Origin of the sequence: Flagellimonas olearia, assembly GCF_009184425.1 — a bacterium.
GTDB lineage: Bacteria > Bacteroidota > Bacteroidia > Flavobacteriales > Flavobacteriaceae > Flagellimonas > Flagellimonas olearia.
Genome location: NZ_WELG01000002.1, coordinates 1,209,968 through 1,224,132, shown reverse-complemented (window position 1 = coordinate 1,224,132; position 14,165 = coordinate 1,209,968). Strand labels below are relative to the sequence as shown.

The window sequence follows — 14,165 nt, the reverse complement described above, 5'->3', positions numbered from 1 at the left end:
CTAGTGCAAATTTGTAATACTCTTCCTCTTAAAAATATGACATTTATCAGTAGTTGGTATAATTATAAGCCCTAAATTTGAGATGTCAGGTAAATAAACAGTAATTGGGTTATGGAAAGTAGATGTGAAAATTGTATTATACGACAATTCAATTCGTTGCGCGCGATGAGCAAGGAAGAATTGAAACAAGTTTCCGATTCCAAAACCACCAAAATCCTGAAAAAAGGCGAATCCCTCTTTGAGGAGGGCGATAAACTCAACGGGGTCTATTGTGTTCGCAATGGGGTTTCCAAACTTTCTAAACTCAGTGCCAATGGCAAGGATCAGATTGTAAAGTTGGCCTCAAAAGGTGAAGTCATTGGACAACGATCGGTCATTGCCCAGGAAAACACCAACCTTTCGGCCATTGCGGTCAGTGACATGGAGGTTTGTTTTATTCCCAAAGAAACCATTACCCATACGCTTCAAAAAAATCCAAACTTCACCTTGGAAGTGCTCCGACACATGGCCCATGATCTTAAAGAGGCTGATGATGTGATTGTGAACATCTCCCAAAAAACGGTAAAGCAACGGATTGCAGAAGCCATCCTCTACTTGAAGAACAATTTTGGTGAGGACAAAGATGGGTTCTTGGCCCTGACCCTTTCCCGTGAGGATATTTCCAACGTGGTGGGAACGGCCACCGAATCCGCTATCCGTATTATTTCCGAATTCAAGAAAAAAGGACTCATCCATACGTCTGGAAAGAAAATCGGTATCAAGGACGAAAAAAAACTCCAGGATATGGTCGAAGGATTTTAAGCTCCTCTTAAAACCTGACAATTATCATAGTATCACCGAGGCCGCGTATATAATTTTACCTCACATTAATCGCTGCCCAGATGCAAAAGATTCTCATACCTACGGATTTTTCAGAAAACGCATGGAACGCCATAGTGTATGCCATGCAGCTGTTCCGCAACAGACCGTGCACTTTTTATTTTTTGAACACCTACACCCCCGTGATTCCCAGCAGTCGCTTTATGGCCAAAATGGTGGATGGGGTACGAATTGAGGATGCCTTGAGGGATTCCTCTGAAAGAGGGCTGAAAAAAACCGTAGAGCGCATCCAAAAGAAATTCAACAATCCCAATCATCAGTTCGAGACCATTTCCTCCTTCAATCTTTTAACTGAAGAGATAAAAGAGATCGTAGATGCGTTCAGTATCAATTTGGTGATTACAGGCACTAAGGGAGCTTCTGGGGTAGATGAAGTGTTTATGGGAAGTAATACGGTACGCATTATCAAGAGCGTTAAAAAATGTCCCATATTGGCCATTCCCAGAAATTTTGGGTTTGTGGCGCCCACTGAGATTGCATTTGCCACGGATTTCAATCGGTTTTATACTACCTCGGAACTGGCACCTTTGGTAGATATGGCAAAAATGTTCCAAGCCACTATACGGATCGTGCATGTGCAATACGGCATCAAGGCTTTGTCCGAGTTACAGCAATTCAACTTGAACATGCTCCGCCGTTACCTAAAAGATGTGGAACATTATGTACACACGGTATCCGAACTCAACTCGGTTTCGCAGACCTTGGAAATCTTCTCCAAAGAGCTGGACATCCATTTGTTGGCCATGCTCAACTACCAACACAGCTATATGGAAAAAATGACCCGGGAACCTATTGTAAAAAGGACGGCTTTCCATACCCAAATCCCCTTGTTGGTCATCCCTGAATTGGGCATGGAAGGTAGTTCCCAAAGGACCAAAGCCAAAGAGCACTCGGTACCCTCTTCCTAAATTGCCTTCTCCTGCCTATATTTACCATTCGGTTCCCCGCTAAAGCAATCGTATGGACCAAAAGCAACTTCAAGAGTGCCATGAACGGATAAAACCTTTTATCCATAATACGCCTGTGCTCACCTCCCGACTTATTGACCAAATGGTAGGGGCATCCGTTTTCTTCAAGTGTGAAAATTTCCAACGGATGGGAGCCTTTAAGATGCGTGGAGCCGCCAATGCCATTATGCAACTCCCCAAAGCGCTGCAGCAAAAGGGTGTGGTGACGCATTCTTCGGGTAATTTTGCCCAAGCTCTGTCCTTGGCAGCACAAAGTTTAGGGGTCAAAGCCTTTATTGTGATACCAAAGAACGCTCCCCAGGTCAAGAAAAATGCCGTTAAAGGGTATGGCGGCATCGTAATTGAGTGTGAATCCACGTTGGAGGCCCGGGAAAAGGAAGCCAAAAAAATAGAAGAAGAACAAGGAGCAACCTTTATTCACCCCTCCAATGACGATGCTGTAATCTTGGGACAGGGAACTGCCTGTATGGAACTCTTGGAAGAACATTCGGGTCTGGACTGTGTATTTGCCCCTGTTGGCGGCGGCGGACTTATTGCCGGAACGGCTTTGGCCGCACATTATTTTGGGAATTCCTGTAAGGTAATTGGTGGGGAACCCCTTGCAGCCGATGATGCCTATCGTTCACTTAAAAGTGGGGTTATTGAAACCAATATTACCGCCAATACCGTAGCGGATGGATTGAGGACACATCTGGGAGATCGAAATTTTCCTATCATCCAACGTTATGTGGACCACATCACAAGGGTAACCGAAGATGAAATTATTGCCGCCATGCAGATACTTTGGGAACGGCTTAAAATTGTCTGTGAGCCCTCAAGTGCCGTGGCCTTTGCCGCCACACTTAAGGAAAAAGAACTATTAGAAGGTAAAAAAATCGGAATCATTATTTCTGGCGGCAATGTGGATGTAAACCGTCTGCCTTTTTCCAGTTTGGATTCCTAGGCCTATTTTTTAAAGTGGATGGCAAATGTGGTTCCCACATCCTTCTCACTCCGTACTTCAATTTTCCCCTCCATGGCCTCTACTTGGGTTTTTACCAAATACAATCCCAAACCCTTCCCTTCAGTGGTGCCGCTCAACCTGCCATAAAGGTCAAAAATCTTTTTTTCCCGTTCCGGTGTGAGTTCCATACCAATACCATTATCGGATACCTCCAAAGTTATACCGTCATCTGTTGCTTGGGTTCTGATTTCGATTATCGGAGAAACTTCTTCCTTACCATAGTGGATGGCATTCAAAATTAGGTTGTATACAATATTGGCCAAATATGCTTTTAGCCCCAAAATGGTTTCCGCTTTGGAAAAATCCGTGCGTATGATTGCATTGGAATCGGTTACCTCTTCCGCCAAAAGCGCATCCACGTCTTTCATGACATCCGTCAATGCAATCTCTCTGAACTGTTCCTTTTCGGCATTTTTCAAGGAAAGTGAAAGACTAAGATCTTTTATGGTCTGATCCAAAGCCTCGGTGGTCTGCTCTATTTTACGGACAATATCATCGTTCATTTCATCCTTGCCCCAATCGTAGATTTTGGACAGCATCAATAGGTTGGATATGGGCCCGCGGAGATTATGGGAAATGATCCTTATAAAATTTTGCAGTTCATGGTTCTGCTGCACTATTTGCTGGCTGGCCAACATGTCTTTGGTCACATCACGGGTAATCCCTGCCATTCCAGTAGGATTGCCATTAGTATCATAAAAGGCACGTCCCTTGTGCTGCACATACCTGATTTCCCCATCGCCCACAATGATTCTATTGGTAGAGTCATGCGGCAACTTTTCAGTGATACATCGTTGAACATCCTCATTGAAAGCCTCACGATCTTCCGGATGGATCAATTCCATCAATGCGCCATAAGTAGCTTCGAACTTTCCGGGCACTTGACCATATATTCTAAATATTTGATCGGACCAGGTAATCTCATCCTTGGTCATGTCCCAACTCCAATGCCCTACATTACCAATGGCCTGGGTCTCTTTGTATTTTCTCTCGCTTTCCTTTAGCCTGAGAATGTTCTCGACCTCATGGGACAGGCATTTTTGCCATATACAACATCCTGTGACCTCTCCAGATGTATCCATATAAGGTTGAAAGAAAAATTCAATGACCTCCGCATCTTCATTTACCCCTACAGATTGTCTGGACGAGGTGGCATATCTGTCCAAAGCCCTCTCGCTGCCTTGCTCGCAGGTCCTGAAAAAAATGCTCTTTTTGTAATAGGACCTTAGGTTGAGACCTACTTGCGGATCCTCCTGAAATTCCTTTTTGAATCTTTCCTTGAACGCTTTGTTATAGGCCGTCAATAGGAAATCCTTATCCATGGCCCAAATAGCATCATTCTTTGCTTTCAAGGCCTCTTTGTCATTATTGATCCTAACCTGCTTTTCTTTCAATGCTGCGTATTTTCACAGAGGGAACTGTGTCATTGGCATTCCGGGGTCATACTTTAACGTACCGTTCAGGCATTGAACGAACCCTGTAGATATTCCTCCAAATGCTCAATGCGCAAGGGCTTGGTAATAAATTCCTTTACGTACTTTTTATACTTATCGGCTTCTTCACGATCGGCATCGGATTCGGAAGAGGTAACCAAGAGCACCTCATTGGTATCTGGAAAGCTTTCCAGGTCCATAAATTCCAAAAACTCAAAGCCGCTCATTTCTGGCATATTAATATCGAGGAGAATCAATGTTTTGATATTTGGGTTTTCCCTGTACCGAAGATCATCGAGAGCCAATTCTGGATTGGTAAAACTTTTGATCCTATCTTCCAATCCCAGTTTTCTAAAATGGATTGTATTCACGGTGTTCACTAGGTCTTCATCATCGACCAAATAAATTTCCTTGTACATGATTTGGTAGTAATAACAGTTAGTTTGGTTTTTTGGTAATTCATGTTAAATATCGTAAAAAAACGATAGCTCACGACTATGAGAACATTTTTTGAAGGGAATTATTGTCGATATGATGTAAGAAAAACAATGATACGAAATTGACAAATATCAATTTTCATAAGAAAACGTCCCCTTTCCTTTTTCTTTTTAAACCCTTTATCACCTCACATCCAATAACTAAGGTAAAAATCGTATCAACCTAAAGATACAAAACCATATGGATATGCCATGACACCAAACGTAATTCCTGTAAGAATTTTTTCTTCAAATTTTTGCAACATCAATATCCAAAAAGACCTTCTCCTTTATTTTTTAATGGAACTTTTCATCTGTTTCATCCGAAGGGAATCAATGACCTGAAGAACATCAATTCCATTCCATACGTTGCAGTCTAATTGCATTTAGAATGGCCAATAAAGCCACGCCCACATCGGCAAAAACGGCTTCCCACATGGTGGCGAGTCCACCCGCACCCAAAATGAGGACCAACGCCTTCACGCCAAATGCCAATGCAATGTTCTGCCAAACAATTTTTCGAGTGGAGCGTCCAATTCTAATGGCCTTGGCTATTTTACTGGGTTGATCGGTCTGGATGACCACATCAGCAGTTTCAATGGCCACGTCACTGCCCAGACCTCCCATGGCCATACCCACATCACTTGCAGCGAGCACGGGAGCATCGTTGATACCATCACCTACGAAAATCACCTTGGTATCAGGGTTCTTCCTTATCCGTTCAACCTCTTTGAGTTTGTCTTCGGGAAGCAGTCCTCCTATGGCCCAGTCCAACTGGAGTTGCTTGGACAGTTTTTGGGTGATGGAATCCTTATCCCCGGAAAGCATACCAATCTTTGAGACACCTGCCTTCCGCAGTTGTTGAATGGCCTCATCGGCATCCTCCTTAAGCTCATCGGCAATGGTGACATATCCGGCAAAATTCCCTTGAATGGCCACCAAAACAACGGACTCTTCCGTTGCTTCCATTACCTGGGGCATTTTAACTTGGTTGGCAACCATCAAAGCCCTGTTCCCCACCCATACGGATTTTCCATTTACAAGCCCCTTCAAGCCCTTTCCCGCTATTTCGACAACCTCGGAGGCAGTATACATTTCACCTTCAACCTTATACTCCATGATGGCTTTGGCAATGGGATGGGTGGACTGCCCCTCAATGGCCATGAGGTATTTCATAAAATCATTTTTCTCCATTGGAGCATGGCTCACCACCTCTTTTATTTTGAACACACCTTTGGTCACGGTTCCGGTTTTATCCATCACCACGGTATTTACTTTGGCCACCGCATCCAAAAAAGAAGCCCCTTTAAAGAGAATACCGTTCCGGGAAGCGGCTCCCAATCCGCCGAAATATCCCAAAGGGATGGATATGACCAACGCACAGGGACAGGATACCACCAGAAATATCAAAGCGCGATACAGCCAATCCCCAAATACATAGTCCTCAACAAACAAATAGGGTAAAAAAGTGAGTCCAATGGCAAGAAAAACCACAATGGGGGTGTAGATCCGAGCAAACTTTCTGATGAAAAGTTCTGTTTTTGATTTTCGGGCCGTGGCATGTTGCACCATTTCCAAAATCCGGGCTATGGAACTATCCTTGAACACTTTGGTTACCTGAACTTCCATTACACCATCCAAATTAATGCTACCGGCATATACAACCTCATCCTTTTGAAGCGTCTGGGGTTTGCTCTCACCGGTTATGGCCGCGGTATTCAAAGATGCCTTGGGGGAGAGCAAGACCCCATCCAAGGGAACTTTCTCCCCAACACGCACCTGAATACGTTCCCCAATCTTTACCGTTTCCGGATTTACCGCAACAAAATTACCGTCGCGAAACACCAAAGCTTCATTGGGGCGGACATCCAACAAGGCCTTTATATTTCCCTTGGCCCGCTTTACCGCCGACTCTTGGAACAATTCCCCAACAGCATAGAACACCATGACGGCGACACCTTCTGGATATTCTCCAATGGCAAATGCCCCAAGTGTGGCTATGGACATCAAGAAAAACTCCGTGAAGAAGTTTCCTCTTTTGATACTGTTCCATCCTTGTTTTACTACCGGAAACCCTACGGGTATATAGGCAGCCAAATACCAAATTACCCTTATCCATCCTCTGAAAAATGGGAGGTTTTCAAAATAATCCGCAGTTATGCCCAAAAGGAGCATTACAAAACTGAAAAGGGCGGGCAGATAGGTCCTAAAATCTGAGGTCTCCCCCGAACAACAGTGGTCGTGATCATGATCATGGTCGTGGTGACCTAAATCCCGTAGCTGTATTTTTTTCTTTTGTACCATATGGGGTGCAAGTTCCCCAAAATAGCCATGCAACGGAAGTGCATTTATTGTTCGCTGCATTTATCGCACAAGCCTTTGAGCACCACATTGGCATCCTCGGCCACAAAGCCTTCGGGAAGATTGATATGCGGTATCTTATGTTCCGTTAGGCAAACGGTCTCATTACAACGGTCGCAATGAAAGTGCAGGTGAAGATCCTGCTCCAATTCACAATTGCATCCAGGTTCACAAAGTGCGTATTTTTTGGTACCCGTACCATCATCTATCTGGTGCACGACACCCTTTTCTTCAAAAACCTTCAAGGTGCGATATAAGGTGGTGCGGTCCGCCTTTTCAAAGGCATTCTCCACATGGGTCAATGAAACTGCCGCATCTTGCCCCATAAAGTATTGATAGACCAGCATTCGCATGGCCGTGGGCCGTACAAGTTTGTTTTCCAGTATGCTTTCTATTTCCTTCATGGTAGACAACCAAATTTAACCATTTTCAAAGAGTGGTGTCTTAAGATTTGTTCAGAAATTCCACGAATAAAAAAGACCTAAACAATGTTTCCATCGAATAGGTCTAAGTTTTCTGTGCGGGTGAAGGGAGTCGAACCCCCACGCCTTGCGGCACTAGATCCTAAGTCTAGCGTGTCTACCAATTCCACCACACCCGCGAAATTGGAGTGCAAATATAGCTCAATTTTCCGATTTGCAAATGGACTACATGCAAAAACTTGTTTTTTGTACTTTTAGGGCACTTTTTAAATAAACTATGGAACAAATCAATACCTACATCAATACCCACAAAGACCGATTCATCAACGAACTCAACGACCTGCTACGGCTTCCCTCCATTAGTGCCGACCCGGCCTATGCCGAGGATGTGCTGGCGACCACAAAAGCCGTTGAGTCATCACTTATAGCTGCGGGTTGCGAAAACACCGAAATCTGCGAGACCAAAGGCTATCCTGTTGTTTATGGTGAAAAAATCATAGACCCAAACCTACCAACGGTCTTGGTGTATGGGCACTACGATGTGCAACCTCCAGACCCCATGGACCTGTGGGACTCCCCGCCATTTGAACCCGTGATCAAACCTACCAAACTGCACCCGGACGGCGCCATTTTTGCCCGAGGTGCCTGTGATGACAAAGGACAGTTTTTTATGCATGTGAAAGCTGTGGAGTTCATGATCAAAAACAACCAATTGCCCTGCAATGTCAAGTTTATGATCGAAGGTGAAGAAGAAGTAGGCAGTGATAGTTTGGGTGATTTCCTAAAGGAAAACCGTGAAAAGTTAAAGAACGACATTATTCTTATTTCCGACACCGGAATGATAGCCAACGATGTCCCATCCATCACTACGGGACTTCGGGGACTCAGTTATGTGGAAGTGGAAGTGACCGGAGCCAACCGTGACCTTCATTCCGGGATTTACGGAGGCGCAGCGCCCAACCCCATTAATGTGCTGGCCAAAATGATCGCCACCTTGCACGATGAGAACAACCACATAACCATTCCGGGTTTCTATGATAAGGTTGAAGTCATTTCCGATGAGGAGCGGGCCGAGATGGCCAAAGCCCCTTTTGACCTTGAAGAATATAAAAAAGCATTGGATATTGGCGATGTACATGGCGAAAAAGGCTATACCACCACAGAACGTTTTGGCATTCGCCCTACCTTGGATGTCAATGGTATTTGGGGTGGCTATACCGGTGAGGGAGCCAAAACCGTGATCGCCAGTAAGGCCTACGCCAAAATATCCATGCGTTTGGTGCCTGATCAGGATTGGCATGAAATTACGGAGCTCTTCACCAAATATTTTGAATCCATCGCTCCAAAAAGTGTCAAGGTAAAGGTAAAACCACATCACGGCGGCCAGGCCTATGTGACCCCCATAGACAGTATAGGATATCAAGCCGCCGCCAAGGCGATGGAAACCACTTTTGGAAAGACCCCTGTACCCCAACGTACTGGTGGAAGTATTCCCATTGTGGCACTTTTTGAAAAAGTATTGGAAAGCAAGACCATTTTGTTGGGCTTTGGACTGGACAGTGATGCCATACACTCCCCCAACGAACATTTTGGTGTTTGGAATTTTCTGAAAGGGATTGAGACCATTCCCTACTTTTACAAGTACTTTACAGAAATGAACGCCTAGAGCTTCTTAACGTATTTGGTGATGATCACAATATGTTGACCATCCACTTTGCCTTCTATATATTCGGCATTATCGCGATCCAGGGAAATCCGTCTTACGGCGGTTCCCTGTTTGGCGACCATGCTGGAACCCTTTACTTTTAGATCTTTTACCAGTACTACGCTATCCCCATTTTCCAGAATAAGCCCGTTCACATCCCTGTGGATGACCTGTTCCCCTTCTTCCTTACCTTCACCAGTAGCCTTGGCCCACTCCAAAACCTCATCTTCCAAATACATCATATCCAAAAGATCTTGGGGCCACCCTTCTGATTTTAATCGATTCAGCATTCGCCATGCCACCACCTTTACGGCATCCTGTTCACTCCACATGCTGTCGTTCAGACACCTCCAATGGTTTGCATCAACCGAATCAGGGTCTTCTATTTGGGTGATACAGGTATCACAGGCCAAAACACTACCATCCAACCCACCCGTGGATACCGGGGGCACTTCATAGATTCGCAATCCTTCTGTTGCACCACATAATTCGCAGATGTTTCCACTTCGTTCCTGTAATTCTTCCAAGAGTCCCATACGGTAAGTTTTTTTAGCCGTTGCAAACTTAGAGCTTTTGGTCAAAAGCCACCAAAAGAAAAAGTCCACTCATTACAAATGAATGGACTTGATCAAAACAACGATTGATCTTAGGGTAATTGGGAATACCCATTTCTTGTTTTCCAAAGGAAATATTTCTCAAAGAGCACTTTGTTGAAGTCATAGAATATGTTGGGTATCATGATGGCAAAATTCCTAGGTTTGAATAAGTGGTCACTGATAATGATCACTTCTTTCTTTCCGGCATCCATAACACAGATACCGGGTATTTTACCCCAAGATTTTCTTTTCAATTTCTCTTTTCCATGGGTCACCCGAATGATGTTCTCAGCTACAATTTTACCGGTCTCATCGGATGGATACCCCGTTTTGGGACCGGAAAAGGGAACCTTGCCCGGTTTGAAGGGCAGTTTTACGTCCACAGCAATCCCTGCAGACCAAACATTGGGGTATTTCACATGTCTGTAATCGTCACCCACAGGCAAATATCCAGCAGGAGTGGCCATAAGGTCTGGGGAATTCACCACAAAGTCTACCCCTATAAATGGAGGCATCAGCATGGTGAAATGGCTTGGCAGCTCCTCCCCTGAACTCAATACTACGGTGTCTTTGGTCACCTCTTTTACCCCCACCTCGGTGTGATAATGGATGTTGAACATTTTCATAAAGGACTTGAGCATGGTTTCCCCTCCCGTGATTCCATCAATACCAAAGTGTCCCAAGAAGGTTTCGGGGGTAATCCAATGCAGATCCACCTTCTTTCTGATCTTTTGTTCCCTCAACCATTTTTCCACATTAAAAAGAAACTCATATGCAGCCCCCATACAGCCTGCATTTTGCGTAGCCCCAATGACAATGGGGCCAGGGTTGTTTTTGAACTCTTCCAAAGCCTTTCTCGTCTTCATGGCCCCGTTGGGAGTCCCAATGTAATGGGCATGTTCCTCTACTCCGGGAGCCACATCATATTTTACCTTGGGACCGGTGGCAATCACCAAATGGTCGTAACCAAAATCCCCTTTGGTGGTATGGACCACCTGTGTATTGGGGTCTACCTTCAAAGCCTCGGCATGGACAAAGTCCACCCCCTTCTTTTCAAAAATGGTATCCTTTCGGAAAGAAATATCCTTGATTTCCCTTCTACCAAAGGGCACCCATATCAATGAGGGAATGAACAGAAACAAGGGCGATTTATCAATGACAATTACCTTGTGTTCCTTTTTCCCTTTTCTTTTGATTTCCAATGCGGCGGTCATTCCTGCGAAATTCCCACCGATAACTACTGTGGTTTTCATGATGGTGTGGTTTAAGACTATAAAAGTACCGTGTTAATTTCTGCTGGTCAGTAACTTAGGGTACACAACAACACCTTTCCCAATAGGTTTTTGGTTCGGCAGAAGAACAAGACATTTCGAAGATTTCTGGTCAAAAAATGTAACAAATCATCGTAAATCGCGTTCTAATACTCTATCAATCAAAGAGAACACAATCATGTTACAACGCTTTTTTATTTTCTGCTCTGGGGCGGACACCGATATTTTGGCTACTTGTTCCAATGGGGAACGAAACAAATATGCCGGAATTGGCGCTACGGTATTCTTTACCGCCGTGATGGCATTCATTGCCAGTGGGTATGCCCTTTATACCGTTTTTGACAATATCTACACTTCAATTTTCTTCGGATTGATTTGGGGACTGTTGATTTTCAACCTGGACCGCTACATTGTATCCACCATAAAAAAGAGGGACAATGTCAAAAGTGAACTGCTTCAAGCCTCCCCAAGAATTCTTTTGGCGTTGATCATAGCAGTAGTCATCTCGAAGCCTTTGGAGATGAAGATTTTCGAGAAAGAAATCAATCAAGTACTTCTTGAGGAAAAGAATACCATGACCTTGAATAATAAGGAACAATTGGCGCTTCAGTACACTCCAAGAATAGAGGGGTTACAGCAGGAGATAACAGGCCTTAAATCCGAAATTGTCCAGAAGGAAGCTGAAACCAATGCACTTTACGACACCTATATTTCCGAAGCCGAGGGCACCGCAGGAACCGGTCTGTTGGGCAAAGGCCCCGTCTACCAAGAGAAGCGTGAAAAGCACGATGCCGCTTTAGCGGAATTGAACAGCTTAAAGGAGACCAATGCCTCCAAAATTGAAAATATAGAAACCCAAATTTCGGCTTTGGAAACCGATTACAATACAGCCGTGACCAACTCACAGCCCATTATTGATGGATTTGATGGATTGATGGCCCGCATCAATGCCTTGGGTAAATTGCCATGGTTCCCCTCCTTTTTCATCTTTCTGTTGTTCCTAGCCATTGAAACCGCCCCTATCATTGCCAAATTATTGGCCCCAAGAGGTGAGTACGATTACAAATTTGAGGAACAGGAAAGTGTGGTGGCCACATGGGTGACCCAAAAAGTGGAACAACGCAAACTGTTGTTGGCTACGGATGGGGAAATCAACCAACAGATTTACGCCGACATTAAAAACGAAGAGGAACTGTACCGCTACAAAAAGGAAAAAGCAGAGGAATTGCTCCGGTTACAGGCCGACTCGTTTCACAACGTACAGGTAAAAGGACTTTAATCCACTATTCCCATATTCTTGAGCAAGAAAGAGGCATTCATATTTTGGCAAATGCCCTCTTTAAATTGGTAGTCAAAATAGAGTTCACCATTTACAATCTGGGCATCAAAATATTTGTTTTCCACTGCCGAAAGTTGGTCGGATAAGGTGCAAAGGCTTAAATCGTGGGTGGCTACCAAACCTGTGGCCCCAATCCGAACCAAACGCTCCACAAACTTTTTGGAGCCTTCGGCCTTGTCCACACTATTGGTGCCTTTCAAGATTTCATCGAGGACCACAAAGCAATTCCCTTTCTCCAATTCCTCCACGATGAATTTCAAGCGCTTGAGCTCAGCGTAAAAATAGGAGGTTTCATCCGCCAACGAATCCGAAGAACGCATGCTCGTCAACAAACGAACGGGAGCATATTTTACCTCTTGCCCCTTTACGGGCAATCCCAAATTGGCCATAACAATTTGCAAGGCAACCGCTCTTAAAAAGGTACTCTTCCCTGCCATATTGGCCCCAGTAACGATACAAAATCGCCCTTTTCCTATTTCAAAATCGTTCAGTACATTCTTTTTGGGGTCTACCAGCGGATGGCCCACAGCTTTAGCGGTTAAAACGATATCACCTTCCACCAAATCGGGATAGGTATGGTCGGGATGGTTAAAGGCGTAATTTCCCAAACTGATGTATGCATCAAATTGTGCAATGGCAGAGAACCAGCCCTCCACATCTTTTCCATATTCCTCTATCCAAGATTCAACTTTATAGGTGTAGTAAAGACTCCATAAACCAAGGCCTTGTGCAAACATTGAGATGAGCAAATTTTGCTGCTGTTCCAACATCATCATGTCTTGGTAGAAGCGTTTTACAATTTTGGAGGTCTTCTCCCCTTTTACCTCCAACTTTTTTTGAAGTTCCTGTAAAAGTTTCGAAGTAAATTGCTGACCTTCCAGTTCGGAAATCAGCCTTTGATACTGTTGGATGGTTTCCTGTGCCTCCGAAACCTTCGTTGCAAAAATTGTGATACTCTTGGCATAGCGCCCCACAATTCCCAAACCCAAAAAATACCATACCAATACCAAACTTCCGGGCACATGCCCCAACAAGGCCAGGGTTATCAACAATATGGAAAGCAACACAAAAACCAGAGTTACTACTCCAACCCATTTTGGCGTGAACCTTATGTGATCTATCATCCATTTGGAAACCACGCTAGGCGATATTTTGGGCTTTGTTTCCCCGGCCAAGGCCAAAAAATGTTGTCTCCATTCAGGAAGCTTTGCCAATTCCTTGATGGCTTCCTGTTTTTTGAGAATATCCTTGGGGTTATCATCCAATAACAGTTGAGCCAGCACATCACTCCCCTGTTTCAAAATGGTTCGGTTGCCATACTGATAGAAAGACCCCCTACCGAACAAATCCAAATCTTGGGCATAGGGGTGCTCGGGTTGTAAAAATTCCTTTCCATCCGGCAAATGATGAAACCTACGGTCCAGCACCTCCAATTCCGTTTGGTTGATGGCCACCAGCCGTTCCAAATAGGCTTTTTCCTTTTTCAGGTTGACAAAGCGGGCCACGAGATATAAAAACAGTGCCGTACCAAATACAAAAATTCCAAATACGGCGGAGTGCCCCCAAAAGAAATAGATACCTGCCACGAGGGCTACAAAAACGGCCAATCTAATAGTGGCTAAAAGGCCCAATCGCTTTTTTACCTGTTGCAGATGGGCACTATGTTTATCCCGTTGTTGGGTATAGAACTGTTTTACTTTGCTCATTCAAAA

The 14,165-nt window shown here is 44.4% G+C and carries 12 protein-coding genes and 1 tRNA gene; 5 read left to right on the top strand and 8 right to left on the bottom strand.

Annotated features, from left to right (window positions below; all coding sequences use genetic code 11):
• Positions 1 to 165 precede the first annotated feature (165 nt).
• From F8C76_RS14900 to F8C76_RS14890, 3 genes are all read left to right on the top strand, one after another.
• Positions 166 to 801, top strand: a complete 636-nt coding sequence (locus F8C76_RS14900) for a Crp/Fnr family transcriptional regulator (RefSeq protein ID WP_249042430.1) — start codon at positions 166 to 168, stop codon at positions 799 to 801.
• An 80-nt stretch (positions 802 to 881) separates the two neighbouring features.
• Entirely contained in the window at positions 882 to 1,787 is a 906-nt protein-coding gene (locus F8C76_RS14895) for a universal stress protein (protein WP_152132461.1), read from the top strand.
• Between the two features lie 52 nt (positions 1,788 to 1,839).
• Entirely contained in the window at positions 1,840 to 2,790 is a 951-nt protein-coding gene (locus F8C76_RS14890; protein WP_152132460.1) for a threonine ammonia-lyase, read from the top strand.
• A 2-nt stretch (positions 2,791 to 2,792) separates the two neighbouring features.
• Here the strand turns inward: F8C76_RS14890 and F8C76_RS14885 are convergent, their stop codons facing one another.
• The 5 genes from F8C76_RS14885 to F8C76_RS14865 all read right to left on the bottom strand — a co-directional run bounded on the left by F8C76_RS14885 (position 2,793) and on the right by F8C76_RS14865 (position 7,721).
• A complete protein-coding gene (locus F8C76_RS14885; RefSeq protein ID WP_152132459.1) occupies positions 2,793 to 4,244 on the bottom strand; it encodes a sensor histidine kinase in 1,452 nt (483 codons plus the stop codon).
• 65 nt (positions 4,245 to 4,309) lie between these two features.
• Entirely contained in the window at positions 4,310 to 4,702 is a 393-nt protein-coding gene (locus F8C76_RS14880) for a response regulator (RefSeq protein WP_116217131.1), read from the bottom strand.
• A gap of 408 nt (positions 4,703 to 5,110) precedes the next feature.
• Positions 5,111 to 7,063 carry a heavy metal translocating P-type ATPase gene (locus tag F8C76_RS14875; protein ID WP_152132903.1) on the bottom strand — a complete coding sequence of 651 codons (1,953 nt, stop codon included), beginning with the start codon at positions 7,061 to 7,063 and terminating at the stop codon, positions 5,111 to 5,113.
• Between the two features lie 44 nt (positions 7,064 to 7,107).
• Positions 7,108 to 7,524 (bottom strand): Fur family transcriptional regulator, encoded by a 417-nt coding sequence (locus F8C76_RS14870; RefSeq protein ID WP_129655655.1) that lies wholly within the window; start codon positions 7,522 to 7,524, stop codon positions 7,108 to 7,110.
• Between the two features lie 115 nt (positions 7,525 to 7,639).
• Positions 7,640 to 7,721 (bottom strand) — tRNA-Leu (locus F8C76_RS14865).
• 98 nt (positions 7,722 to 7,819) lie between these two features.
• Here F8C76_RS14865 and F8C76_RS14860 point away from each other — a divergent pair.
• Positions 7,820 to 9,208 carry a dipeptidase gene (locus tag F8C76_RS14860; RefSeq protein WP_152132458.1) on the top strand — a complete coding sequence of 463 codons (1,389 nt, stop codon included), beginning with the start codon at positions 7,820 to 7,822 and terminating at the stop codon, positions 9,206 to 9,208.
• Here the strand turns inward: F8C76_RS14860 and F8C76_RS14855 are convergent.
• Both F8C76_RS14855 and F8C76_RS14850 read right to left on the bottom strand, forming a co-directional pair.
• A complete protein-coding gene (locus F8C76_RS14855; RefSeq protein ID WP_152132457.1) occupies positions 9,205 to 9,783 on the bottom strand; it encodes a PhnA domain-containing protein in 579 nt (192 codons plus the stop codon). The two genes, F8C76_RS14860 and F8C76_RS14855, sit on opposite strands and share 4 nt — an antisense overlap.
• Before the next feature lie 110 nt (positions 9,784 to 9,893).
• Entirely contained in the window at positions 9,894 to 11,096 is a 1,203-nt protein-coding gene (locus tag F8C76_RS14850; protein WP_152132456.1) for an NAD(P)/FAD-dependent oxidoreductase, read from the bottom strand.
• Positions 11,097 to 11,292: 196 nt separating this feature from the next.
• Here F8C76_RS14850 and F8C76_RS14845 point away from each other — a divergent pair, with 196 nt between their 5' ends.
• On the top strand, positions 11,293 to 12,393 hold the full coding sequence (locus F8C76_RS14845; protein WP_152132455.1) for a DUF4407 domain-containing protein: 1,101 nt from the start codon (positions 11,293 to 11,295) through the stop codon (positions 12,391 to 12,393).
• Here F8C76_RS14845 and F8C76_RS14840 read toward each other — a convergent pair.
• Positions 12,390 to 14,159, bottom strand: a complete 1,770-nt coding sequence (locus F8C76_RS14840; protein WP_152132454.1) for a MutS-related protein — start codon at positions 14,157 to 14,159, stop codon at positions 12,390 to 12,392. The two genes, F8C76_RS14845 and F8C76_RS14840, sit on opposite strands and share 4 nt — an antisense overlap.
• Between the last annotated feature and the right edge of the window lie 6 nt (positions 14,160 to 14,165).

Bases quoted from the DNA above. Each gene is read 5' to 3' on its own strand.
- F8C76_RS14900 (WP_249042430.1), top strand. From the start codon at position 166: ATGAGCAAGGAAGAATTGAAACAAGTTTCCGATTCCAAAACCACCAAA.
- F8C76_RS14895 (WP_152132461.1), top strand. From the start codon at position 882: ATGCAAAAGATTCTCATACCTACGGATTTTTCAGAAAACGCATGGAAC.
- F8C76_RS14890 (WP_152132460.1), top strand. From the start codon at position 1,840: ATGGACCAAAAGCAACTTCAAGAGTGCCATGAACGGATAAAACCTTTT.
- F8C76_RS14880 (WP_116217131.1), bottom strand. From the start codon at position 4,702: ATGTACAAGGAAATTTATTTGGTCGATGATGAAGACCTAGTGAACACC.
- F8C76_RS14875 (WP_152132903.1), bottom strand. From the start codon at position 7,063: ATGGTACAAAAGAAAAAAATACAGCTACGGGATTTAGGTCACCACGAC.
- F8C76_RS14870 (WP_129655655.1), bottom strand. From the start codon at position 7,524: ATGAAGGAAATAGAAAGCATACTGGAAAACAAACTTGTACGGCCCACG.
- F8C76_RS14860 (WP_152132458.1), top strand. From the start codon at position 7,820: ATGGAACAAATCAATACCTACATCAATACCCACAAAGACCGATTCATC.
- F8C76_RS14855 (WP_152132457.1), bottom strand. From the start codon at position 9,783: ATGGGACTCTTGGAAGAATTACAGGAACGAAGTGGAAACATCTGCGAA.
- F8C76_RS14850 (WP_152132456.1), bottom strand. From the start codon at position 11,096: ATGAAAACCACAGTAGTTATCGGTGGGAATTTCGCAGGAATGACCGCC.
- F8C76_RS14845 (WP_152132455.1), top strand. From the start codon at position 11,293: ATGTTACAACGCTTTTTTATTTTCTGCTCTGGGGCGGACACCGATATT.
- F8C76_RS14840 (WP_152132454.1), bottom strand. From the start codon at position 14,159: ATGAGCAAAGTAAAACAGTTCTATACCCAACAACGGGATAAACATAGT.